The sequence below is a fragment of the Streptomyces sp. ME19-01-6 genome (assembly GCF_033793745.1).
Lineage (GTDB): Bacteria > Actinomycetota > Actinomycetes > Streptomycetales > Streptomycetaceae > Streptomyces.
Map to the genome: position 1 here is coordinate 85,157 of NZ_JARAXF010000010.1, position 23,691 is coordinate 108,847.

Below are 23,691 nucleotides of genomic sequence, written 5' to 3' on the forward strand. Positions count from 1 at the left end.
CCGGCCCCCACCGACATCGGACCGACAGTCCCCGATATGCCGGCGACACCACGGCTCATTACGCAGGGCTACACGGTCCAGCCGCACTGGTCGGGCCCGGCGTCCCGGTGTACGGTGATCGCCGCCACGGGAAGATCTGACTTGCCGGAGTGAAGGGGGTGTTGTCGATGGCTGCCGTCCTTATGCCCAGCACGCACGCATGCGTGCGGCTAGCCGTCCATTGCACCCTGCTCACCGCTTGAAACGCCGTATCGGCGCATCGGTGGGCACCTCTCTCAGGAGACCATCGTGCCCAGTCACGAAAACTTCGTCCCCTGCACACTCGTGCGACCCGGTCGGTGAAGCGCATGGTCGAGGAGACAGGGACGGAAGTCCGTTCCTCTGTCGCGGCTTCAACCGTGCGGTCCCTGAGGCGGCTGCGGCCGTATGTGCGGCCATATCGCTGGAGGCTGCGGATGGCAGCGGCGTTGGCTGCGCTGGCCTCGCTCTTGGCGCTGCTGATGCCTCAGGTACTGAAGTGGATCGTCGACGGACCGGTGGCACAGCGGAAGCCGTCCGAGGTGGTCCTCGGAGGGCTGGCGCTCCTGCTCATGGGAGCCGCCGAGGCGTTGATCTTCGGCGTCCGGCGGTGGGTGATGGCCGGGCCTCTCGCCGACATCGAAGCGGGGATGCGTGCCGACTTCTACCGGCACGTACAGCGGCTGCCGATCGCTGTTCATGACGGCTGGTCCAGCGGGCAGCTGTTGTCGCGGGGGACGTCGGATCCGCAGGTCATCCACATGGCCATCGCCGGGCCGCTGACGTTCCTGCCGGTGCACGCGTCCACGCTCGTCATCGGTGCGGTGATCCTGATCTCCCAGCAGTGGCTGCTCGCCGTCATCCTGCTGTCACCTGTTCCCCTGCTGATCTTCCTGTCCTATCGGTTCGAGTCCAGGTACGCGGGTGCGACCCGCCGGGCGCGGGATCTGTCGGGTGACCTGACGACGACGGTCCTGGAGTCAGTGACAGGTATCCGCGTGATCAAAGGCTTCCGCCGGAGCGACCACCGGATCGCCCGGTTCCGTGACCAGGTCAGGAGGGCGCGCGAGGCCGAGTTGCACAAGGCGCGGCTGCTCGGCGGCATGGCGGTGCTCATCACCGGACTGCCGGGACTCGCCATGGTAGGCGCGCTGCTGACGGGCGCGGTCCAGGCGGCACACGGGCAGCTGTCGACCGGGACGCTGTTGGCGTTCATGGGAACGGTGGCCGCGCTACGACCGGCGATCGAGCAGACAGGGGCGCTGCTGGCCGTATGTCATGACGGGGCAGCAGCTGTGAACAGGTACTTCGAGGTGCTCGATCAACCGCGCGGTGGCTATCCACGGCTGGAGGCCGGCATGCCGGACACAGCGGTGAGCGAAGGCGGATCCGGCACGAACCGGAATACGGGCAGAGCGGCGCTTGCCTGCCATGACGCTCCCTGCTCTCAGCGGCCGGCCGAGCTCGTATTCGCTGGAGTCGGCTTCCGCTACCCCAGCGCGCCCGCCGACGATCCGCCGGCGCTGCAGGACATCAGTCTGCGTGTCGCACCCGGTGAAACACTGGCCGTGGTCGGGGCTACCGGAAGCGGCAAGACCACGCTCGCTTCTTTGGTGGCACGGCTGTACGACCCCACCGCCGGCCACATCACGCTCGATGGCGTCGATATTTCGGCCATCTCCCGTGCCGAAATGAGGTCCACGGTGGCCGTCGCTTTCGACGAACCAGTCCTGTTCTCCGGCACCATCTCGGACAACGTCCTCATGGGTGCGGAAGCCGACCCAGACGAGCTTGCTCGGGCCCTGCGGGCCACCTGCGCCGACAAGTTCGTGGACCGACTTGCCGAAGGTGGTCGAACCCGTGTCGGTGAGAACGGGATGTCGCTGTCCGGCGGTCAGCGACAGCGGATCGCGCTGGCGCGGGTCATGGTTCGCCGTCCTCGGGTCGCCGTCCTGGATGATCCGCTATCGGCTTTGGACATGCACACCGAGGCTCAGATCCAAGACGCGCTACGGGAGGTGCTGGCCTCGACGACGGCTGTGGTGATCGCCCATCGGCCGTCGACCGTGCTGATGGCCGATCGGGTCGCGGTACTGGCCGCCGGCCGGGTGATCGCCGTTGGCACTCACGAGGAGCTGCTGCACGCCAGCTCGGCATACAGGGCCTTGATGACACCGATCGAGATGACAGTTGACCCGCGGGAGGGGCTGTGATGCGCCGGTCAACACGCACATCGACATCCCAAGCGTCGAGGCCACGGCCCGATGACTCCCTCGCCGACGACGACAATCCGGACGGGCCCACGACACCCGCCGACACGGCCGCTGCGACCGGCGAGACGGCCGACCTGCTTGAGGCAACGCCACCGAGGGGGGCGGCAGGGCGCCTGCTCCGCTCGGTACTGGGATCGGACATCCGACGCTTGTGGCCGGCCGTGGTGATCGTCCTGCTCCAGCAGGCGGCCGCGCTGGCCGGGCCGGTGTTCCTCGCCATCACCATCAACCGAGCGATCCCGGCGCTGCGCGCCGACGATGCGAAACCCCTCATCGCCATCGCCATCGGCTATGCGTGCTGTGTCACAGCCGCCGGTCTGTTGCAGAACATGTTCATCCGGTTGTCCGTCGGAGTCGGGCAGAGTGTGATCAGCGAACTCCGTATGCGTCTGTTCACCCACCTTCAGACGCAGAGCGTGGCGTTCCACGACGAGCACGCTTCCGGCACGCTGGCCTCCCGGGCATCCAGTGACGTCGAGGCCGTCCGCGAGCTCTTCGAGAGCGGAATCGATCAGATCATCACCGCAGCGGTATCCCTGGTCTACATCTCCTCGGTCCTGCTGGTGCTCGACTGGCAGCTCGGCACCGCTGCGCTCGCCGCGATGGCACCGATCTACTGGACCATGCGCTCCTTCCGGGGACGCTCGCTCCAGGTGTATCACCGGCGCTCGACAGCGGCCGGCGCGGCGGCCGGCGACATGAGCGAGACCTTCGCCGGCATCCGCACCGTCCAGGCGTTTGGCCGCGAAGGCAGCAACGAGCGCCGGTTCGCACGGCTCAACCAACGACACCGCAAGGAGAACCGACAGGCCGAACTGGAAATGGCACGATACGTGACCTCCTCGCGTCTCGTAGCCAACATCGCCGTGGCGGGACTGGTGCTGTGGGGCGGATACCGTGTGGCCTCCGGCACGCTGGAGTTGGGCACCTACGCCGGCGTCGCGCTGTACCTGCGGGATCTGTACGACAAACCACTCAGACTCGGCGGCGTCCTCGACGCCTACCAGGCAGCGGCGGCATCACTGGGCAAGATCGCAGTGCTGCTGGCCATCCAGCCGACCGTCGTCGAACCTGCCCGTCCCGTTTCCCTCCCCGCGCTCTGTGGACACTCCGCCGGACGTCACGTGCGCTACGAGGACGTCTCCTTCGCCTACCACAGCGGGCATGAGGTGCTGCGCGGCTTCGAACTCGACATCCCAGCCGGCCAGACGGTCGCGCTGATCGGCCCCTCGGGCGGCGGAAAGTCCACGCTGGCCAAGCTGCTGGCACGGTTCCACGATCCAACCGGCGGCCGCATCCTCCTCGACGGTGTCGATCTGCGATCCCTCGCGGCGACCGAGCTGCGCCACGGCGTGGTCATGGTCCCCCAGGAAGGCTTCCTCTTCTCCGGCACCGTTGCCGAGAACATCGCTCTGGCGCGTCCCGACGCCACGCTCGACGAGATCCGACACGCCGCCGAGGCGACCGGGGCCCATCACTTCATCTCCGCCCTCCAAGACGGCTACCAGACCGAGGTCGGTGACCGCGGTGGCCGCTTCTCGTCGGGCGAGCGACAGCTGATCGCTTTGGCCCGTGTCTTCCTGGTGAACCCCTCCGTCATCGTGCTGGATGAGGCCACCGCGGTCATCGACATTCCGAGCGAGCGCGCGGTACAGAACGCGATGCGCACGGTGCTGCGGGGGCGGACGGCGCTCGTCATCGCTCACCGGCCCTCGACGATCCAAGTCGCCGACCGTGTATTGGTGCTGGCGGGCGGTCGCGTCATCGAGGACCGCACCCCAGCCGATCTGAAGGGCGGGAGAGCATGGCCTGTCGCCACAGGCCCGTCGGTGCCCGAGGTGCGGGCCGAGCCGAGTCCGCGCTGTCGGCGGAGTACCAGCGCATCCTGACCGCCGTGCGGGCCGCCGCCGGTCCGGCACGACCAGCGCCTGGCCGACATGGCAGGCGGCAACGACGTCTCCGCCACCACCATCCGGCGCCGGCGCGACGAGCTGATCGCCTTGCCGGCCGCGAAGGCCCCGCGGCTGGACCGAGCCCTGAAGAAGATCGTCAGTGTCGGCAGCAGCCGCAGGGGAAGCCTCCCTGATTCGCCGTCAGCTCTCCGCCGCCCGGCGTGAGCGGTGGGACATCCAGGCGGCGACCAGCGCGCCCGAGATGTTGTGCCAGACGGAGAAGATGGCGGCCGGGAGCGCGGCCAGCGGGCTGAAGTGTGCGGATGCCAGGGATGCCGCGAGGCCCGAGTTCTGCATACCGACCTCGAAGGCCATGGCCCGCCCGGCGGGCTCGCCGAGGCGGGCGGCGCGGCCCGCCGCGTAGCCGAGCGCGAGCCCAAGGCCGTTGTGCAGCACGACGGCCAGCAGCACCAGTGCCGCCGCCGACTTGATGGCGTCCGCGCTCGCCGCCACCACCACCGCCACGATCACGGCGATGGTGGCCGCCGACAGCCAGGGGAGCAGGCCCAGCACCCGCGCGAGGTAACGCCCCGCCAGCAGCCGTACGACCAGGCCACCGACGACCGGCAGCAGCACCGTCTTGAGGATGTCGGTGACCATCGACCCGGCGTCCACCGGCAGATACTCCCCGGCCAGCAGCAGCGTCAGCGGCGGGGTGACCAGCGGGGCGAGTACCGTGGAGACGGTCGCCACCGAGACGGACAGCGCCACGTCGCCGCGCGCCAGGTAGGTCACCACATTCGAGGCGGTACCGCTCGGGGCGCAGCCGACGAGGATCACACCGGCCGCCAACTGCGGTGACAGGCCGAGGGCGTGGGCGATGAGCCACCCCAGGCCCGGCATGATCACATAGTGCGCCACCAGGCCGAGCGCCACCGCCCACGGACGCTTGAGGACGCCGGAGAAGTCCTGCGGGGTCATGGTCAACCCCATGCAGAACATGATCACGCCCAGCAGATAGGGCACGTTCGGCGCCCACCCGCTGAAGGTGCCGGGCGTGGCCAGGCCCGCCGCTCCCGCGGCAAGCACCAGGACGGGGAAGACGGTGACGGCCCGTCTGGCCGCCCGGTCGGCGGTGGCGGACTGCGGCGGTGTCGGCGGCGCTGTGGCGTCCGCCCTGCGGCTCGTATCTTCGGATCGCACCGCGTGATCGAACGCCCTCGGCGGGGCGCCGCGCAACACCGTCTCGTTATTTGGTACTTACATCGATCGCCGTGGCCGCCTCAGGACCGGGTGGTACCGGGCGGCAGCGGGAGCGGCAGGCCGGGCAGCCCGTCGATGCTCGAGGCCACGTGCTCCTTCTTCTCGAAGTACGCGCCCAGCGTGTCGTCGGTCTCGCGCCGGAAGCGGTCGCCGTGCAGCGTGCGGTCCTCCCGGTAGTCCATGAAGGGGACGGCGAAGCCACAGGTGTCCCGGATCAGCTCCGCTGTCACGACGACGATCGCCCGCAGCCCGTGTGCGGCCACGTCGATGTCCGGGAAGCGCTCCAGCAGGCCCGGGAAGCGCGGGTCGTCACGGAAGACGGGCTCGCCGCGGCCGTGCACACGCACGATGTTCGGCGGCCCGGTGAAGGCGCACCACATCAAGGTGATGCGGCCGTTCTCCCGGAGGTGGGCGATGGTCTCCGCGTTGCTCCCGGCGAAGTCCAGATAGGCCACCGTCAGCTCGTCGAGGACGGCGAAGGAGCCGGTCAGCCCCTTCGGTGAGAGATTCACCGTGCCGTCTCCGGCGAGCGGGGCGGTGGCGGTGAAGAAGATCTTCTGCTCTTCGATGAAGGCGCGCAGCCTGCCGTCAATGCGTTCGTAGACCTTTCCCATGAGGCGCATTATCCGGGCGGCGGGACACTCCACCGAGCTGCGCCGCTGGTACGGACACGCCCCGGAGCGGTTCGCGGAGTTCGCCGAGCGTTACCGGCCGAGCTGGCCGAACCGGAGCGCCGCGAGGCCGTCGACCACCTGCGCGACCTGGCCGCGGCCGGGCCGCTGACCCTGCTCACGGCGACCAAGGACCCGGCCCAGAGCCACCTGCCCCTGCTGGCCGAGGCGGTCGGCGGGGGCTGAGCCTCTGGGGTGTCAGACGCACATCGTCGCGTCGTACCGCGCGAAGCCGCTCGTCTGCCAGGTCGTGCCCTCGGCCGTGACGGCGAAGGCCGCCGCGTCCGGCAGCCGCTGCAGCCAGGGCCGGGCCCGCTCGGCGCCCATCGCGCACGCCGCGGTGGCCCAGGCGTCCGCGTCCGTCAGGCTCCGGCACACCACGGTGACCGAGGCGAGCGGATCCGCGGGGGGCGCGCCGGTGTACGGGTCCAGGATGTGGCAGCCGCGCTCGGCCGGGCCCGAGGTGGCCACGGCCAGCTCGTCGCAGGTCTCCACCACGGCGGCCAGCTCCCCGGGGCGCAGCGGATCGGCGATGCCCACCCGCCACGGCCCGCCGTGCGTCTGGATGTCCCCGCCGCCGTTGACACACACCGACCCGGCTCCCGCCGAGGCCAGCATCTGGGCGGCCCGTTCCACCGCCCAGCCCTTGACCAGGCCGGTCGGGTCCACCCGGCCGGCGTGGCGGGCGCTGAACCAGCCGTCGCTGCGCCGATCGGCCTCCTCGCACAGCCGCAGCACGTCCCATACGTCCGCGTCGCACCGGGACAGGTCCAGCTCGCCGCGGTGCAACCGGCTGATCTGGCTGTCCGCCCGCCAGGTGGAGAAGAGCTCGTCGACCCGGTGCAGCCAGGCCGCCGCCCCGTCCAGGGCGGCCCGCACCCGGGGCCGGGCGGTGTCGGGCACCTCACGGACGTCGAGGGAGAAGACCGTGCCCATGGCCTCCTCGACATGCAGCATCCGGTGCGGCTCGCCGTCCATCACAGACCGGCCTTGTCCAGCGCGCTCTGCAGGGACTTGCGGTAGCCCTCGCTGGTGTACGTGGCGCCGGAGACGGTGTCGATCTTCGCGCTCTGGGCGGTCAGCGCGGCCTGGTTCAGCTTGGGCACCGAATCGGCGGCGATCTGCTCGCTCTGCGGGCCGGAGTCGGGGGTCTTGACGGCCGTGGCGCCGGTGACCTTGCCGCCGCTGACGGTGACACTCACCTGGACCGGGCCGTACTGGGTCTGGGCCGCGTCGCCGGTGACCGTACGCGCACCGCCGCCACCACCTCCGCCACCGCCACCCCCGGGTGCCGCCGGTGCGGTGGCGGGCGCCTGTGGCGCCTGTGCGGGATTCTGCTGACCGGCCGCGGCGACCGGCTCCGACCCGGGCTGCTTCAGGGCGAGCAGCAGCACGACCCCGGAGACGGTGGCCGCGGTGCCCAGGATGATCCGGCGCAGCGGATGTTTCCTCTTCATGATTCCGCCTCCCTTGCGTTTCGAAGGACTACATCTCGAAGGACTACATCTCGAAGGACTCGTGGTGGATACGGCGGTCGGGCACCCCGGCCTCGCGCAGCGCCGCGTAGGCGTGCTCGGCCAGGCCGGGAGGCCCGCACACGAACACGTCGTGGCGGTCGATATCGGGCAGCACCGAGCGCAGTCGCTCGGGGGTGATCTCGGGGCGCGCGCCGTCCGGCCCGTTCACGGCGTACAGCAGCCGGGCCCCGCGCTCCTCGGCGATTCGCTGGAGCTCGTCCCACAGCGCCAGGTCCTCCATGCTGCGGGCCCGGTAGAGCAGCGTGATGTCGCTGCCTCGGCCGGGCAGTGTCTCGAACAGCGCCCGCAGCGGGGTGATCCCCGCCCCGCCCGCGATCATCAGCACCTTGCTGCGGCTGCGCCGCCCGGTGGTCATCGACCCGTACGGCCCCTCGGCCCACACCCGCGTCCCCGGCTCCAGCGTGGCGAGCGCCGTGCTGTGCCCGCCCACCGCCTTCACGGTGATCCGCAGGCGCTCCTCCTGCGGGGGCGCGGACAGCGAGTACGGGTGGGAGCCCCACCGCAGGCCCGGCGCGAGGAACCGCCAGCGGAAGAACTGCCCCGGCTCCGCGCCCAGCCGGTCGAGATTCCGCCCGCCGATCACCACCGACACCATGCCGGGCGCCTCGGGGACGACGGCCAGCACGCGCATCCGGTGCCGCAGGTTGAGCCCCACCGGGACCAGCACCCGGTACCACACCACGGCGGCGCTGACGGTGCCGTACAGCGCGTACCAGGCGGTGCGCGCCATCTCGTCGGCGACGAACTCGGCGCCGGCGGACAGCTGGTGCCAGAAGGTCAGGAACACGCCCGCGTACGTCAGCAGGTGCAGGTAGTACCAGGCCTCGTACGGCATCCGGCGGCGCACCAGCCCCGCCGAGATCAGTCCGATCAGCAGCAGGAGCCCGGTGCCGATCGCCGCTTTGATCATGTCCGGGTACTCGGTCACCACCGTCACGGTCTGGTCGACGACGCTCGTCTGCGCCTGGGCCGCGTACCCCCAGATGATCAGCACGACATGGGCGATGATCAGGCACAGCGTGTACCGGCCGCTCATGGCGTGCCACCGTGCGACCCGGTCCGACCCCACGCGCCGCTCCAGCGCCGGAACCCGCGCCATCAGCAGCACGACCAGCGCGATGGAGTACCCGCTGAGCAGCCCGGTCAGCCGTCCCCCGCCGACCAGCCACGCGGTGTTGCCGACCACGTTCGGGGTGTTCTGCCACCACAGCGTGACCACCGCCGCGGCCCCCGCCCAGCTCAGCAGGGTGAGGGGGACCGCGGGAGAGCGGCGGGGACGGATGCGCCGCATCACCTCCCGCCGGTCGGTCCGGCTGTTCGTCACCGTCGTCAACGGCCTGTCCCCTTTCCGCACGCGTCCGCGCGTCACCGGACGGCTCCGGTGACGGGGAATACGGCTCGGGGGCACCGGTGACTCAACGGCGGCAGGGATTTACGGATTTTCCCGCGGGCGGGCTGCCCGTGAGGGTGGGCTCCCGAGGCGTGCGTCTGGAAGGCATCGCATCGTGGGGTGGCTGCGACGCCCGCAGCCTGCCGGGTAGATTGATCACATGCTTCTGCTGCTGACTTCTCCGCCGCCCGCCGCTTAGGCGGGCAGCCATGATCACCCACCTCGGCGCTGCCCGGGTGGGTGTCTGAGTTGCCCACGGAGACATCGTGATGGCACTCAGTCGAGGAGATCTCAGTTGCAGTCCTCTTCCGCCCTGCCCGTCCGGCAGGGTGTTCTCTACGTCGCGATCGCGGCCACAGCGTGGGGCACCGGCGGCGGTGTGGCCGCCGAACTGTACGGCGTGGGTGGGATCGGCCCCATCTCCGTTTCCTTCTGGCGGTTCCTGACCGGACTCGGGCTGCTCCTGGCGGCTCATCTGGTCCGACGGTCCCGGCGGCCGAAGACCGCTGTCTCGCTGCGCGGAACATTCGCGCGGAACAAGCGGCGGGCCCTTGTCGCGGGCTTCGGGCTGGCCGTGTACCAGACCGCCTATTTCGCCTCCGTTCAGCAAGCCGGACTGACCCTGGCGACGGTGGTCACGCTGGGCTCGGGCCCGGTACTGGTCACCGTCGGAGGCCGCCTTCTGCTGAACGAGCGCGCCGGCGCCGGCGGAACCGCCGCCGTGACGAGCGGCGTCGCCGGGCTCGTGCTGCTGGTGGGAGGTGCCGACGGGAGTACCGGGCCGGCCCCCCTCCTGGGCATCGGATACGCGCTGCTCTCCGCCGTCGGTTACGCGGGCGTGACCCTGCTGGGGCGCGCTTCCGGCCGCAGGAACACCGGCGGCGCGTTCGAGGCGACGGTCACCGGCTTCGCCGTGGGCACCGTCTGCCTGCTGCCGATGGCTCTCCTGGAGGGCCTGATGCCCGACATGGAGCGCACCGCACGGACCCTGGGGCTGATCGTGTATCTGGGAGCGGTGCCGACGGCACTGGCGTACACGTTGTTCTTCACCGGCCTCGGTGTCGTCCGGGCGACAACGGCCTCCGTGGTCGCCCTGGTCGAACCGCTCGCCGCGGCCGTCATCGGCATGCTGGTCTTCCATGAGCGGTTGAACGCCGCCGTCTTCGTCGGCGGCGGGCTTCTGCTGTTCGCCGTACTCTTCCTCGCGGCCGGCGAAAGAACCGTGGCCGGCCGCCCCGGAGGGCGTTGACGAAACATACGGAGGAGTGCATACTTATGCCAGCTAGTGCATGACTCTATAAGGAGACCCCGTGACCGAGCGCGTCGTACTCGCCTATTCGGGCGGCCTTGACACCTCCGTCGCCATCGGCTGGATCGCCGAGGAGACGGGCGCCGAGGTCATCGCCGTCGCCGTGGATGTCGGCCAGGGCGGTGAGGACCTGGATGTCATCCGCAAGCGCGCGCTCGCCTGCGGGGCGGTCGAGGCGGAGGTCGCGGACGCCAAGGACGAGTTCGCCGACGAGTACTGCCTCCCGGCGATCAAGGCGAACGCGCTGTACATGGACCGCTACCCGCTGGTCTCGGCGCTCTCCCGGCCCACGATCGTGAAGCACCTGGTCGCCGCCGCCAAGAAGCACGGTGCGACCACGGTCGCCCACGGCTGCACCGGCAAGGGCAACGACCAGGTCCGCTTCGAGGCCGGGATCTCCTCGCTGGCCCCGGGCCTGAAGTGCATCGCCCCGGTCCGGGACTACGCGATGACGCGGGATGCGGCCATCGCGTTCTGCGAGTCGAAGAACCTTCCGATCGCGACCACCAAGAAGTCTCCGTACTCCATCGACCAGAACGTGTTCGGGCGGGCCGTGGAGACCGGCTTCCTGGAGGACATCTGGAACGCGCCGATCGAGGACGTGTACGAGTACACCTCGAACCCGGCCACCCCGCGTGAGGCCGACGAGGTGGTCATCACCTTCGACAAGGGCGTCCCGGTCGCCATCGACGGGCAGCCGGTCACCGTCCTGCAGGCCATCCAGCAGCTCAACGAGCGCGCCGGGGCCCAGGGCGTCGGGCGGATCGACATGGTCGAGGACCGGCTCGTCGGGATCAAGTCCCGGGAGGTCTACGAGGCCCCCGGCGCCATCGCGCTGATCACCGCCCACCAGGAGCTGGAGAACGTCACCGTCGAGCGCGAGCTGGCCCGCTACAAGCGCCAGGTCGAGCAGCGGTGGAGCGAGCTCGTCTACGACGGGCTGTGGTTCTCCCCGCTCAAGCGGGCCCTGGACGGCTTCATCGCCGAGGCCAACGAGCATGTCTCCGGCGACATCCGGATGACCCTGCACGGCGGCCGCGCGGTGGTCACCGGCCGCAGGTCCGAGCAGTCGCTGTACGACTTCAACCTGGCGACCTACGACACCGGCGACACCTTCGACCAGTCGCTGTCGAAGGGCTTCATCGAGATCTTCGGCCTGTCCAGCAAGATCGCGGCCGGGCGGGATCTCGAGCAGGGCTGAGCCGAGCGCGGCAGCCAGTAGCCTGCATGTCATGGCCGCCTCCTCGCCCCCGGCGGGGAGGCGGTCGCACACCCACACCCTGCAAGGAGCAAGAGCGTGAGCAACGGCAACAACGGTGACGTACGCCTGTGGGGCGGCCGCTTCGCCGACGGGCCGTCCGAGGCACTGGAGAAGCTCAGCGCTTCCGTGCACTTCGACTGGCGCCTGGCGCCGTACGACATCGCCGGCTCCCGCGCCCACGCCCGCGTCCTGCACGGGGCCGGGCTGCTCACCGAGGACGAGCTGGAGCGGATGCTGGCGGGGCTCGACCTGCTGGAGGCCGACGTCGCCTCCGGCGAGTTCATCGGCACCATCGCCGACGAGGACGTCCACAGCGCGCTCGAGCGCGGCCTGCTGGAGCGGCTCGGCCCCGACCTCGGCGGCAAGCTGCGCGCCGGGCGCTCCCGCAACGACCAGGTCGCCACGCTCTTCCGGATGTATCTGCGCGACCACGCCCGGATCATCGGCGGCCTGATCGCCGATCTGCAGGGCGCGCTGGTCGGTCTTGCCGAGGCCCACCCGGACGTGGCCATGCCGGGCCGCACCCACCTCCAGCACGCCCAGCCGGTCCTCTTCGCCCATCACGTCCTGGCCCATGTCCAGGCGCTGTCCCGGGACGCGGAGCGGCTGCGGCAGTGGGACGCGCGTACGGCCGTCTCGCCGTACGGAGCGGGTGCGCTGGCCGGATCCTCGCTGGGCCTGGACCCGCAGGCGGTCGCCGCGGACCTGGGCTTCGAGGGCGGCTCCTCGGCCAACTCCATCGACGGCACGGCCTCCCGCGACTTCGTCGCCGAGTTCGCCTTCATCACCGCGATGATCGGCATCGACCTCTCCCGGATCGCGGAAGAGATCATCATCTGGAACACGAAGGAGTTCTCCTTCGTCACCCTCCACGACGCCTTCTCCACCGGCTCGTCGATCATGCCGCAGAAGAAGAACCCGGACATCGCCGAGCTCGCCCGCGGCAAGTCCGGCCGGCTGATCGGCAACCTCACCGGCCTGCTCGCCACCCTCAAGGCCCTGCCCCTCGCGTACAACCGCGACCTGCAGGAGGACAAGGAGCCGGTCTTCGACTCCTGCGACCAGCTGGAGGTCCTGCTCCCCGCCTTCACCGGCATGATGGCGACGCTTACCGTCAACCGCGAGCGCATGGAGGAGCTGGCCCCCGCCGGGTTCTCGCTGGCCACCGACATCGCCGAATGGCTGGTCAAGCAGGGCGTGCCGTTCCGCGTGGCGCACGAGACGGCGGGGGAGTGCGTCAAGGAGTGCGAGCTGACCGGCATCGAGCTGGACCAGCTCACCGACGAGCAGTTCGCGAAGATCTCGCCGCACCTGACGCCCGAGGTCCGCACCGTCCTCGACGTGCCGGGCGCGCTCGCCTCCCGCAGCGGCCGCGGCGGTACGGCCCCCTCGGCGGTGGCCGCGCAGCTCGCCGAGGTGAAGACGGACCTGGCGGCGCAGCGGGAGTGGGCGGACGCCAAGCGCTGACGGCAGAGCGCTGCCGCACGGCACACTGACCGGACGGCCATCCGACCCAGGGAGCAGACAGATATGCCGTTCGCGCGCCTCGCGGAAGTCACCACCCCCACGGCCCGGATCGGTCTCGGCCTGGCCGCCGTGGGCCGTCCCGGCTACATCAACCTCGGCCGGGAGCGCGACCTCCCGGCCGAGCGCAGCGTCGAGGCGATGCGCGAGCGCACGTACGAGGTGCTGGACGAGGCGTACGCGCGGGGCGTGCGCTATCTGGACGCCGCGCGCTCGTACGGGCGGGCCGAGGAGTTCCTCGCCGGCTGGCTGGACCGCCGCCCCGAGGTGCGGGACGTGGTCGTCGGCAGCAAGTGGGGCTACACATACGTCGCCGACTGGCGCACGGATGTCGAGACACACGAGGTCAAGGACCATGGCGTCGCGACGTACGAGCGCCAGAGCGCGGAGAGCCGTGCCCTGCTCGGCGACCGGCTCGACCTCTACCAGGTGCACTCCGTGACCCCCGGCAGCCCCGCCCTCACCGACCCCGAACTGCAACGCCGGCTGGCCCGGCTCGCGGCCGAGGGGGTCACCGTCGGGCTGTCGACCAGCGGGCCCGCCCAGGCGGCCGCGGTCCGCGCGGCCCTCGAGGTCACGGTGGACGGGGAGCCGCTGTTCCGTACGGTCCAGTCCACGTACAACCTGCTCGAGCCCTCGGCGGGGGCGGCCCTGGCCGAGGCGCACGAGGCGGGGCGGACGGTGATCGTCAAGGAGGCCGTCGCCAACGGCCGCCTCGCGGCACCGGAACAGCTCCCGGAGCCGCTGCGCCGCGTCGCGGAGGAGACGGGCGCGGGCCCCGACGCGGTCGCCCTCGCGGCGGTGCTGCGCCGGCCGTGGGTGAGCGTCGTCCTGTCGGGCGCGGCGACGACCGCACAGCTGGACTCCAACCTGGCGGCGGCGCAGCTGAGGCTGGACGACGAGCAGAGCGCGGCTCTGACGGCCCTGGCCGAAGCCCCCAAGGCGTACTGGCGCCACCGCGCGGAACTGCCCTGGAGCTGAGAGGTGGCCCCCGGCTCCGCTGGAGCCGGGGGCCGCACGCGCTCTGCCCCTACTGCCCCGCCTCGTGTGGCGCTGTGTTCGCCGCACAGCAGCAGCGCGGGGCAGTCGGAACCGAGCCACTGAGGCCCAGAAGTCGCCGCACATGGCTCGCTGCGACTCCATCAGCTCACGCGGCGAGAACAGGGCGGGGCGACCACCTGGATTTCACGGCCGGAACCCGGATCGCGTGCGGAGGCCGGATCGCCTGCGGGCCCGGACGCCACACGCGGCTGGCGACGGCGCTCGGGGGCGGAGACGATGGGGCTGACCATGACATACCCCTGCCGCCAGGCGAGGGTCCGGTACGCCGTACGCCATCCCGAACGGGTGCCACGCTATGTGCGGCGGCTGGCCCGGCGGTGGGACGACACGGCCCGGGATCCCGAGGCGGCCGTCGGCAGCGCCTCCCACGAGCGCTGGCTCGCGCCCCGTCAGGCGGCCTTCGCCTTGGTCGCGTACATGTCCACGTACTCCTGGCCGGACAGCCGCATGACCTCGCTCATGACCTCGTCCGTCACCGCCCGCAGCACAAAGCGGTCGCGGTCCATGCCCTCGTAGCGCGTGAACTCCAGCGGCTCACCGAAGCGGACCGTCACCCGGCCCGGCCGCGGCAGCCCCTTGCCGCCCGGCTGGAGCCGGTCCGTGCCGATCACCGCGAACGGCACCACGGGGGCGCCGGTCATCAGGGTGAGCCGGGCGATGCCGGTGCGGCCGCGGTAGAGGCGGCCGTCGGGGGAGCGGGTGCCCTCGGGATAGATCCCGAAAATCCTGCCCTCCTCCAGCACCCGGCGGCCGGTCATCAGCGCGGCCACGCCGCCGTGCCCGCCGTCCCGGTCCACCGGGATCATGCCGACGCCGGTGAAGAACCAGGCCATCAGGCGGCCCTTGAGCCCCTTGCCCGTGACGTACTCGTCCTTGCCGATGAAGACGACCTGACGGTCGCAGACCAGTGGCAGGATCATCGAGTCGATGAAGGTGAGATGGTTCCCCGCCAGGATGACCGGGCCGGAGCCCGGGATCCGCTCCGCCCCCTCGACCTGCGGGCGGAACATCAGGCGCATCAGCGGACCGAGCACTGCCTTCAGGAACACGAATCGGGACAACGGGCCCTCCGGTCGGGGTCATGGGCTGGGGCGCCCGCGTACGACAGGTCGACCTAGGGTGAGTCAACCCGATACCGCACACTTGCGCCGATGAGACGATACTCGCCGGTCAGGTTCCCCCGCACACCGGGTTCACCCACCTGATACGCACTGTTGACCCACGTTTCCCACGCGTTCCGTCCAATGTCTCCCGTGCGAAAGCCGCTCCACCCTACGATCGGGCCGTCATTTGATCAGGTTCTGGCAGGTAGCGGACTCCACAACGAGGAGTGTCATGGAGCGGGAGCAACAGCCTGGACGGCGCGCCATCCTGGGGGCCGCGGCCCTCGGCGCGGGAGCGATGGCGCTGGGCGCGGCGGGCACGGCCACGGCGGCGGAGGCGTCGGGGAAGGGCCACGGGCTGCCGGTGCCCACCGTCATCGGGCACCGCGGGGCCAGCGGATACCGGCCCGAGCACACCCTGGGCTCGTACCAGCTCGCGCTCGACTTGGGCGCCGACATCATCGAGCAGGACCTGGTCCCCACCAAGGACGGCCACCTCGTCTGCCGCCACGAGAACGACATCACGGCCACCACGGACGTCTCCGCGCACCCGGAGTTCGCCGACCGCAAGACCACCAAGACCGTCGACGGTACCTCGCTGACCGGCTGGTTCACGGAGGACTTCACGCTCGCCGAGCTGAAGACCCTGCGGGCCAAGGAGCGCATCCCCGGCACCCGCCAGCGCAACACGCTCTACGACGGCCGCTGGGAGGTGCCCACCTTCGAGGAGGTGCTCCAGTGGGCCGAGCGGGAGGGCCGCGAACGGGGCCGCCGGATCTGGCTGTACGTCGAGACCAAGCACCCCACCTACTTCCGCAAGCTGGGGCTCGGCCTGGAGGAGCGGCTGGCCAAGCTGCTGCGCGCGTACGGGCGGCACCGCAAGGACGCGCCGACCTTCCTGCAGTCGTTCGAGCCGAGCAGCATCCAGCGGCTGCGCAAGCTGGTCGCCACCCCGGCGGTCGTGCTGCTGTCCACCGCGAACAGCCGCCCCTGGGACTTCGTCGAGGCCGGTGACCCGCGCACGGTCGCGGACCTGGTCAAGCCCGAGGGGCTGACGTGGATCGCGGGCTACGCCGACGGCATCGGCCCCGACCTGTCGCTGATCATCCCGCGCGACTCCAGTGGCAAGCTCACCACGCCCACCACGCTGGTCAAGGACGCGCACGCGGCCGGTCTCGTGCTGCACCCCTACACCATGCGCAACGAGAACTCCTTCCTGCCGGCCGACTTCCGGCGCGGCACCGACGCCAACGCTTACGGCGACGCCTTCGGCGCCTTCAAGAAGTACTTCGAGACGGGTATCGACGGGATCTTCTCCGACAACCCGGACACCGCGCTGCTCGCCGCGGAGGACTTCCGCACGAGCCGGTGAACGCCCGCCCCGGCGCGCGGCGGTGCCCTGCCTGCACAGGGGGACACCGCCGCGCGCCGCGGCGCTTCCGTAAACCGGGTCGGTGCCGTCAAGGCGCGTCCGCGCCGTCAACCCCGCGTCCGCGCGGTCGCCCCGTCGAGTGAGAGACCGGCGTACCGGAAACCGGCCCCGACCCGCCCACGTCCCGCTGGGCATGGACCTTCTGGAGAAACTCCGCCCGCTGCTCGCCGCCGAGGCGGCGGCCGAGGCCTACGGCGCGGGCATCGAACCCGCCGAGCTCGAACAGGCGGTGTGGCTGCGGCTGCTGGAGCGCACCCGCGCGGACGGGCCGCCGCCCGAGCCCGCGGCCTGGCTGCGCGGTGCGGTCCGGGCCGAGGTGCGCGGGGCCAGGCGCCGGGCCCGGCGGGAGGTGCCGTACGACCCGGTGGGCGACGGCCCGCCGTGCGGCCCCTATTCCCGGTCGGCCGAGCACGTCGTACTCAGGGCGGAGGCGGGCCGGGCGCTGCGCGCGGCGGTGCGCCGGCTGCCCGGCCGCTGCCCCCTTTTGCTGGGCGCGCTGCTGTCCCGCTCGGACCCGACGTACCGCGAGATCGCGGGGGAGTTGGGAATGTCACAGGGCAGCCTGGGCCCGGTACGTTCCCGATGTCTGGGTTGCCTGCGCAGAATGCTCACGGCGGAGATTGCGGCTCCTGAACTCTGGGGAAAGGAGCGTTAGACAATCGGCGCCTCGGAGGCGGACGTGCATCCTCACGACGGCTCCAGTCAGGCCAGCACCCCGGTCGCATCCTTACCCTCAGCGCGGCCGGTGGACCGATACAAGGGGAGGCATGCGCACATGGGCATGAGCGTGACCATCTCTGCGGCGACCGCGGACGACGCCGAGCAGATCCTCAAGTTGCAGTACCTGTGCTACCAGCGGGAAGCCGAGCTCTACGGGGACTACTCGATCGAGCCGCTGACTCAGTCCCTCGACGACCTCGGTGCCGAACTGGGCGAGGGCTGTGTGCTCGTGGCCCGGCTCGGCGCGGAGGTCGTCGGATCGGTCCGCGGCATGGTCGATGACAAGGGCACCGCCGCCATCGGCAAGCTCATCGTGCACCCGCGGATGCAGCGGCACGGCCTGGGCGGGCGGCTGCTCGCGGCGATCGAGGAGCGGCTGGCCGAGGAGCGGGACGCCAAGCGGTACCGGCTGTTCACCGGTCACCGCAGCGAGGGCAATCTGCGGCTGTACCGGCGGTACGGCTATGCGCAGGTGGGCACCGAAGAGGTCAACCGCCGACTGAGCCTGGTCACCCTGGAGAAGGAGGCCACGCCCTCGGCGTACGCGGCCAGCGCCTGAGGCCCCTCGTCCGAGGCCGGCTGTCGCTCTGCTGCACAGGCTCGCCGGGATCAGTCCTGGCGGGCCTTGCGCAGCCAGATCAGCCCGGTGACCGGCAGGAAGACCGGGATGAAGAGATACCCCATGCCGTAGTCCGACCACACCGTCTGGTCGGGGAAGGCGGAGCGGTCCGCGAGCGTCCAGGTGCCGATGGTCAGCACGCCCAGCAGCTCGGCGGCGCAGCAGACGAACGCCGCCTTGCGCGCCCCTTCCCCGCCGCGTACGAGCGAGACGGTGATGAACGCGTACACGACCGCGGAAACCGCGGAGAGGATGTACGCGAGCGGGGCCTCGTGGTACTGCGCGGCCAGCTGGTAGATCGAGCGGGACGCGGCGGCCACGGTGAACACCCCGTACAGCATCACCAGCAGCCGGCCCGGCCCCTGGCCGAGCCCGGTCGGGCGGGCCTGGCCGGGCTGGTCGGCCTGTACCGGCTGGTCGGGCTCGTCGGCCTGGTCGGCCGTGCTGGATTCGGGCGCTGACTCAGCCACCGGTGCCTCCCCAGATGTCGTACAGCCGCACCTCGAGCACGGCCAGCACCACGGCGGCCGCGGCCACCGTCGCCGACCCCCACCGGGTCCGCTCCGCCAGCGACATGAACGCCGCGATCGGCACGGCGAGACCCGAGCCGACCAGATACGCCACGAAGATCGCCACACTCTCGTCGGGACGCTGCCCGCGCGCCAGCTGCACGACCCCGATGACCAGCTGGGCGAGGCCCAGCAGGGTCACCACGGCCATGCCGATGAAGTGCCAGTCCTTGGTGGGCTGGTCGCGGTAGGCGGCGAAACCGCACCAGGAGGCGAGTGCGAGGGCGGTCACACCGAGCGCGACCGTCAGCGCGTCGATCAACGGGACCTCCGCGCGGTGCGGCGGCGCACACAGGGGGTGGCAAGCATGGGACGAGGGTAATCGGCCGGGGAGGGCCCCGTGTTTCCGGCCCCACGAAGGCCCCCCGTACGCTGAGCCGACATGAAGATCTCCGCTGACGCCCTGTTGTTCGACAACGACGGAACCCTCATCTCGTCCCTGGAGTCGGTCCACCGTTGCTGGAGCCGCTGGGCGAAGGAGTACGGAATCCCGGCGGAGGACTTCGCGCGGGTCGAGCTGCACGGCCGCCCCGCCTCCGACATCATCGGCGATCTGCTCCCCGCGCACCGCGTTCCCGAGGCCCGCGCCCGCATCGACGAGCTGGAGTTGGCGGACGTACCGGGCGGCGGGGTGGTGGCGCTGCCCGGCACGGTCGAGCTGCTGGAGCGGCTTCCCCTGGACCGCTGGGCCGTGGTGACCTCCGCGAACCGCCAACTGGCCGAGGCCCGCCTCGCCGCGGTCGGGGTCTCCCCGGGGCTGCTGATCAGTGCGGACGACATCACCCGCGGCAAGCCGGACCCCGAGCCCTTCCTGCTGGCCGCCGACAAGCTCGGCTTCGATCCGGCCCGTTGTGTGGTCTTCGAGGACGCCCCGGCCGGGCTCGCGGCGGGCCGGGCCGCCGGGATGCGGACCGTGGCATTGACCACAACGACCGACCGGGAGCAGCTGGTCGCCGATGTCGTCGTCAAGGACCTGTCGGCCGTGTCCGTCCAGGCCATCGAGGGCGGGCTGGACATCATGGCGGGGGAGTGAGCCGACCCTTACTGTCCACAGAGTGATCTGACAAGTCCGTTATTCGGACAAGTTTGATCGGCCCGTACATGAGTCTGCTTTACTTACGCCCATGACCACGACGAGCAGCCGCGCCACCGCGACCGAGGCGATTCAGACGCCCGGTGCTCGCTGTCTGTGTCGAATGTGTGACCGCTGAGGGCCCCTGCTTGAGCCTCGCGCCCCGAAGCGAGACCCGCTGAGCTGAGCCGCGTCCGCACCGCTCCGTGCCGGACCGCGCGCTGCCCCGCGTCACCGGACCCCCGAAGCCGCGCCCGCGCTCGCGTGCGCCTCGGGCGCTCCGCGCCGCGTTCCGCAATGAACGAACCGTGCCCGGCGGCACCATCCGCCGTGCACTCGACAGTGACGGAAACCCTGTGATCACCACGACAGGCCTGACCAAGGTCTACCGCTCACGAGGCCGCGAGATCACCGCGCTCGACGGTGTCGACCTCCATGTCCGCGAGGGTGAGGTGTACGGCGTCGTCGGACAGAGCGGCGCCGGCAAGTCCACCCTCATCCGCTGTGTGAACCTCCTGGAGCGCCCCACCTCGGGCACGGTCAGCGTGGCAGGCCAGGACCTCACCGCGCTCGCCGGGCGCGGACCGAGGGCCGGTTCGGCGCTGCGCAAGGCCCGCACCGGGATCGGGATGGTCTTCCAGCACTTCAACTTGCTCTCCTCGCGCACCGTTCGGGACAACGTCGAGCTGCCGCTGGAGATCCTCGGCGTCTCCGGCAAGAAGCGCACCCGCAAGGCCCTGGAACTGCTGGACCTGGTCGGGCTCGGCGACAAGGCCAAGGCGTACCCGGCGCAGCTGTCCGGTGGCCAGAAGCAGCGCGTCGGCATCGCCCGGGCGCTGGCCGGCGACCCCAAGGTGCTGCTGTCGGACGAGGCGACCTCCGCCCTCGACCCGGAGACCACCCGCTCGATCCTCCAACTGCTGCGCGACCTGAACCGGCAGCTCGGGCTGACCGTGCTGCTGATCACCCACGAGATGGACGTCGTCAAGTCCATCTGCGACTCGGCCGCGCTGATGCGCGGCGGGCGGATCGTGGAGTCCGGTACGGTCGCCGAACTGCTCGCCACGCCCGGCTCCGAGCTGGCACGGGAACTCTTCCCGGTCGGCGGGGAGCTGCCGGGCACCGCCCGGACCGTGGTGGACGTCACGTTTCACGGTGAGGCCGCGACCAAGCCGGTCATCTCCCAGCTGGCGCGCACCTACAACATCGACATCTCGATCCTCGGCGCCGCCATGGACACCGTCGGCGGCCGGCAGGTCGGCCGGATGCGGATCGAGCTGCCCGGCCCGTTCGAGGAGAACGTCGTGCCGATCGGGTTCCTGCGTGAGCAGGGGCTGCAGATCGAGGTGGCGAGCGGTGCCGAGGCGGCGCTCCGCGGGGCGAACGACGGCAAGCTGACCAAGGAAGGTGCCAAGTGACCTGGTCCGAGATGCAGCCCCTGCTGGAGCAGGCCTGTTGGGACACGCTCTACATGGTCGGCTGGTCGGCCCTGATCGCGGTCGTCGGCGGACTGCCCCTCGGGGTGCTGCTGGTGCTCACCGACCGCGGCGGGGTGCTGCAGAACGTCGTGGTGAACAAGGTCGTCGGCCAGATCGTGAACATCGGCCGCTCCATGCCGTTCATCATCCTCATGGTCGCGCTGATCTCCTTCACCCGCTGGATCGTGGGCACCACGATCGGCCCCGAGGCCGCGATCGTGCCGCTGGCGATCGGCGCCATCCCCTTCTTCGCCCGGCTCGTGGAGACCTCGGTGCGCGAGGTGGACGGCGGGCTCGTCGAGGCGGTGCAGTCGATGGGCGGCTCCACCTGGACCGTCGTACGCAAGGTCCTGCTGCCCGAGGCGCTGCCCTCGCTGATCTCCAGCGCCACCACCACGATCGTCGCCCTCATCGGCTACTCGGCGATGGCCGGCACGGTCGGCGCCGGCGGCCTGGGCGACCTCGCCATCCGCTACGGCTACCAGCGCTTCGAGACCGAGCTGATGTGGATCACGGTGGCGATCCTCGCGGTGGTGATCGCCATCATCCAGTTCGCCGGTGACTTCGCCGCCCGCGCCCTGTCGCATCGCGGCCGCTCCTCGGCCACGTCGCGGCTGCGGCCGGCGCGGGTTACGAAGCGGGCCGAGGAGCCCAACTCGGTGGCCGAGGTCGCCGGAGCCCCCAAGGCCCCCTGAGCCCCGGCCCTCCCGTCCGGCTCCCCTCTCAACTCCCCTTTTCTCAGAGCGTCCCGCACCCGCAGCGGCCTCGCATGCCCAAAAAGAAAGGCACTTTTCGTGCGTAACACCACAAAGACCCTCGCCATCGCTCTCACCGCCGGTGCCCTCACCCTGGGCCTCACCGGCTGCGGCTCGGACTCCGGCTCCGACAAGAACGGCGCGCTCGTCGTCGCCGCCAGTCCCGTCCCGCACGCCGAGATCCTGAACTACGTCAAGGATCATTTGGCCGAAAAGGCGGGCCTCAAGCTCGAGGTCAAGGAGTTCACCGACTACAACACGCCGAACACGGCGACCGAAGACGGGTCGGTGGACGCCAACTACTTCCAGAACCAGCCGTTCCTCGACGACTTCAACAAGAAGAAGGGCACCCACATCGTGCCCGTCGTCACGGTGCACCTGGAGCCGCTCGGCCTGTACTCGCACAAGGTGAAGAAGGCCGACGACCTCAAGAGCGGCGCGACCGTCGCGATCCCCAACGACACCGTCAACGAGGCCCGTGCCCTCAAGCTCCTGGACGCGAACGGCGTCATCAAGCTCAAGAGCGGCGCCGGCAACGAGGCCACCCCCAAGGACGTCGCCGACAACCCCAAGGGCCTGAAGTTCAAGGAGCTGGAAGCCGCCCAGCTGCCGCGCTCCCTGGACGACGTGGACGCCGCGGTCATCAACGGCAACTACGCCATCGAGGCCGACCTCAAGCCCGCCAAGGACGCCCTCGTCCTGGAATCGCCCAAGAACAACCCGTACGGCAATTTCCTCGCCGTGAAGAAGGGCAACGAGGACGACCCGCGCGTCAAGAAGCTCGCCAAGCTCCTCACCTCCCCCGAGGTGAAGAAGTTCATCAAGGACAAGTACGACGGCTCCGTCATCGCCTCGTTCTGACCACGGACCCGGACTGCGTGACCCCGGAGAAAGCCACACCATGCGCAAGATCGCGGTTCCTCTCGCCGCCGCCGCACTCGCCCTCGGGCTGACCGCGTGCGGCGCGGGCTCCGGCGGCGGCTCGGATGACGACGACACGCTCGTCGTCGGGGCCACCGCCGTCCCGGCGGGCGAGGTACTCGACTACATCAAGAAGAACCTGGCGGACAAGGAAGGCCTCAAGCTCGAGGTCAAGGAGTTCACCGACTACGTCCTGCCGAACACCGCCCTCCAGGAAGGCTCGCTGGACGCCAACCTGTACCAGAACGTCCCATTCCTGAAGAACTTCAACAAGACGAAGGGCACCGATCTGGTGTCCGTGGCGGACGCTTATCTGCCACCCATGGGCGCCTACTCCAAGCACATCAAGGACGTCTCCGGCCTCAAGACCGGTGCGACCGTCGCGGTGCCCAATGAGACCACCAACGAGGGACGTGCCCTCAAGCTGCTCGCCGCCAAGGGGCTCATCAAGCTGAAGAAGGACGCGGGGGTCACCGCGAGCCCCGCCGATATCACCGCCAACCCGAAGAAGCTCACCTTCAAGGAGCTGGAGCCGGCCCAACTGCCGCGCTCTCTCGACGATGTCGACCTGGCCGTCATCAACAGCAATTACGCGCTCGACGCCGGACTCGACCCGGCGAAGGACTCGGTGTTGCTGGAGTCGGTGAAGGGAAACGAATACGCCAACGTCCTCGCCGTGAAGAAGGGCAATGAGGACGACCCGAGGGTGAAGAAACTGGCCAAGCTCCTCACCTCGCCCGAAGTGCGGAAATTCATCCAAGAGAAGTACAAGGGGTCGGTGCTGCCGGTCACCGGCGGATAGCCGAAACCCGCGCGAAGGC

24 protein-coding genes are annotated in these 23,691 nt (G+C 70.4%); 16 read left to right on the plus strand and 8 right to left on the minus strand.

The annotated features are described in order from the left end of the window. Positions 1-455 precede the first annotated feature (455 nt). Both PV419_RS23355 and PV419_RS23360 read left to right on the plus strand, forming a co-directional pair. A complete protein-coding gene (locus PV419_RS23355; protein WP_319691872.1) occupies positions 456-2,231 on the plus strand; it encodes an ABC transporter ATP-binding protein in 1,776 nt (591 codons plus the stop codon). Next, positions 2,231-4,180, plus strand: coding sequence for an ABC transporter ATP-binding protein (locus PV419_RS23360; RefSeq protein ID WP_415925370.1), 1,950 nt, complete (start codon positions 2,231-2,233; stop codon positions 4,178-4,180). Before PV419_RS23355 ends, PV419_RS23360 begins: the two co-directional genes overlap by 1 nt. A gap of 204 nt (positions 4,181-4,384) precedes the next feature. On the opposite strand, the gene PV419_RS23365 is transcribed toward PV419_RS23360, so the two are convergent. Together PV419_RS23365 and PV419_RS23370 are read right to left on the minus strand one after the other, a co-directional pair. Next, positions 4,385-5,386 carry a bile acid:sodium symporter family protein gene (locus tag PV419_RS23365; RefSeq protein WP_319691875.1) on the minus strand — a complete coding sequence of 334 codons (1,002 nt, stop codon included), beginning with the start codon at positions 5,384-5,386 and terminating at the stop codon, positions 4,385-4,387. Between the two features lie 80 nt (positions 5,387-5,466). Beyond that, the gene (locus PV419_RS23370; RefSeq protein ID WP_319691877.1) at positions 5,467-6,060 is read right to left on the minus strand and encodes a pyridoxamine 5'-phosphate oxidase family protein; all 594 of its coding nucleotides are present in this window, start codon (positions 6,058-6,060) and stop codon (positions 5,467-5,469) included. Between PV419_RS23370 and PV419_RS53350 the strand changes: the two genes are divergently transcribed. Both PV419_RS53350 and PV419_RS53355 read left to right on the plus strand, forming a co-directional pair. Further along, positions 6,059-6,229 carry a hypothetical protein gene (locus PV419_RS53350; RefSeq protein WP_415925371.1) on the plus strand — a complete coding sequence of 57 codons (171 nt, stop codon included), beginning with the start codon at positions 6,059-6,061 and terminating at the stop codon, positions 6,227-6,229. The genes PV419_RS23370 and PV419_RS53350 overlap by 2 nt on opposite strands. Beyond that, entirely contained in the window at positions 6,199-6,303 is a 105-nt protein-coding gene (locus PV419_RS53355; RefSeq protein WP_415925376.1) for a hypothetical protein, read from the plus strand. Before PV419_RS53350 ends, PV419_RS53355 begins: the two co-directional genes overlap by 31 nt. 12 nt (positions 6,304-6,315) lie before the next feature. Here the strand turns inward: PV419_RS53355 and PV419_RS23380 are convergent, their stop codons facing one another. The 3 genes from PV419_RS23380 to PV419_RS23390 are packed head-to-tail and all read right to left on the minus strand — an operon-like array spanning position 6,316 to position 8,946. Then, the gene (locus PV419_RS23380) at positions 6,316-7,095 is read right to left on the minus strand and encodes an FAD:protein FMN transferase (protein ID WP_319691879.1); all 780 of its coding nucleotides are present in this window, start codon (positions 7,093-7,095) and stop codon (positions 6,316-6,318) included. Further along, positions 7,095-7,574, minus strand: a complete 480-nt coding sequence (locus PV419_RS23385; RefSeq protein WP_319691881.1) for an FMN-binding protein — start codon at positions 7,572-7,574, stop codon at positions 7,095-7,097. The genes PV419_RS23380 and PV419_RS23385 overlap by 1 nt, the downstream gene beginning before the upstream one ends. A gap of 43 nt (positions 7,575-7,617) precedes the next feature. After that, entirely contained in the window at positions 7,618-8,946 is a 1,329-nt protein-coding gene (locus PV419_RS23390) for a ferredoxin reductase family protein (RefSeq protein WP_319692169.1), read from the minus strand. Positions 8,947-9,340: 394 nt separating this feature from the next. On the opposite strand from PV419_RS23390, the gene PV419_RS23395 reads away from it, so the two are divergent. The 4 genes from PV419_RS23395 (at position 9,341) to PV419_RS23410 (ending at position 14,120) form a co-directional block, all read left to right on the plus strand. After that, entirely contained in the window at positions 9,341-10,294 is a 954-nt protein-coding gene (locus PV419_RS23395; RefSeq protein ID WP_319691883.1) for a DMT family transporter, read from the plus strand. A 61-nt stretch (positions 10,295-10,355) separates the two neighbouring features. Beyond that, a complete protein-coding gene (locus PV419_RS23400) occupies positions 10,356-11,555 on the plus strand; it encodes an argininosuccinate synthase (protein ID WP_319691885.1) in 1,200 nt (399 codons plus the stop codon). Between the two features lie 96 nt (positions 11,556-11,651). Next, positions 11,652-13,082 carry an argininosuccinate lyase gene (gene argH / locus PV419_RS23405; protein ID WP_319691887.1) on the plus strand — a complete coding sequence of 477 codons (1,431 nt, stop codon included), beginning with the start codon at positions 11,652-11,654 and terminating at the stop codon, positions 13,080-13,082. Positions 13,083-13,145: 63 nt separating this feature from the next. Further along, on the plus strand, positions 13,146-14,120 hold the full coding sequence (locus tag PV419_RS23410; protein WP_319691889.1) for an aldo/keto reductase: 975 nt from the start codon (positions 13,146-13,148) through the stop codon (positions 14,118-14,120). A 470-nt stretch (positions 14,121-14,590) separates the two neighbouring features. Here the strand turns inward: PV419_RS23410 and PV419_RS23420 are convergent, their stop codons facing one another. Beyond that, a complete protein-coding gene (locus PV419_RS23420) occupies positions 14,591-15,262 on the minus strand; it encodes a lysophospholipid acyltransferase family protein (RefSeq protein ID WP_319691890.1) in 672 nt (223 codons plus the stop codon). A gap of 274 nt (positions 15,263-15,536) precedes the next feature. Here PV419_RS23420 and PV419_RS23425 point away from each other — a divergent pair, with 274 nt between their 5' ends. The 3 genes from PV419_RS23425 (at position 15,537) to PV419_RS23435 (ending at position 18,015) form a co-directional block, all read left to right on the plus strand. Beyond that, positions 15,537-16,676 (plus strand): glycerophosphodiester phosphodiesterase, encoded by a 1,140-nt coding sequence (locus tag PV419_RS23425; RefSeq protein WP_319691893.1) that lies wholly within the window; start codon positions 15,537-15,539, stop codon positions 16,674-16,676. 193 nt (positions 16,677-16,869) lie between these two features. Continuing rightward, positions 16,870-17,391, plus strand: coding sequence for a sigma-70 family RNA polymerase sigma factor (locus tag PV419_RS23430; RefSeq protein ID WP_319691895.1), 522 nt, complete (start codon positions 16,870-16,872; stop codon positions 17,389-17,391). Between the two features lie 120 nt (positions 17,392-17,511). Continuing rightward, positions 17,512-18,015 (plus strand): GNAT family N-acetyltransferase, encoded by a 504-nt coding sequence (locus tag PV419_RS23435; protein WP_319691896.1) that lies wholly within the window; start codon positions 17,512-17,514, stop codon positions 18,013-18,015. A gap of 50 nt (positions 18,016-18,065) precedes the next feature. Here the strand turns inward: PV419_RS23435 and PV419_RS23440 are convergent, their stop codons facing one another. Next, positions 18,066-18,545 carry a hypothetical protein gene (locus tag PV419_RS23440; RefSeq protein WP_415925372.1) on the minus strand — a complete coding sequence of 160 codons (480 nt, stop codon included), beginning with the start codon at positions 18,543-18,545 and terminating at the stop codon, positions 18,066-18,068. Then, positions 18,538-18,906: a hypothetical protein gene (locus PV419_RS23445; RefSeq protein ID WP_319691898.1), complete on the minus strand. Its 369-nt coding sequence runs from the start codon at positions 18,904-18,906 to the stop codon at positions 18,538-18,540. Before PV419_RS23445 ends, PV419_RS23440 begins: the two co-directional genes overlap by 8 nt. 120 nt (positions 18,907-19,026) lie before the next feature. Between PV419_RS23445 and PV419_RS23450 the strand changes: the two genes are divergently transcribed. From PV419_RS23450 to PV419_RS23470, 5 genes are all read left to right on the plus strand, one after another. Further along, positions 19,027-19,677, plus strand: a complete 651-nt coding sequence (locus PV419_RS23450; protein ID WP_319691900.1) for an HAD-IA family hydrolase — start codon at positions 19,027-19,029, stop codon at positions 19,675-19,677. Positions 19,678-20,072: 395 nt separating this feature from the next. Then, positions 20,073-21,134, plus strand: coding sequence for a methionine ABC transporter ATP-binding protein (locus PV419_RS23455; protein ID WP_319691901.1), 1,062 nt, complete (start codon positions 20,073-20,075; stop codon positions 21,132-21,134). Beyond that, entirely contained in the window at positions 21,131-21,889 is a 759-nt protein-coding gene (locus PV419_RS23460; protein WP_319691903.1) for a methionine ABC transporter permease, read from the plus strand. Before PV419_RS23455 ends, PV419_RS23460 begins: the two co-directional genes overlap by 4 nt. Before the next feature lie 99 nt (positions 21,890-21,988). Next, entirely contained in the window at positions 21,989-22,810 is an 822-nt protein-coding gene (locus PV419_RS23465; protein ID WP_319691905.1) for a MetQ/NlpA family ABC transporter substrate-binding protein, read from the plus strand. Between the two features lie 40 nt (positions 22,811-22,850). Continuing rightward, positions 22,851-23,672, plus strand: coding sequence for a MetQ/NlpA family ABC transporter substrate-binding protein (locus PV419_RS23470; protein WP_319691907.1), 822 nt, complete (start codon positions 22,851-22,853; stop codon positions 23,670-23,672). Positions 23,673-23,691 lie beyond the last annotated feature (19 nt).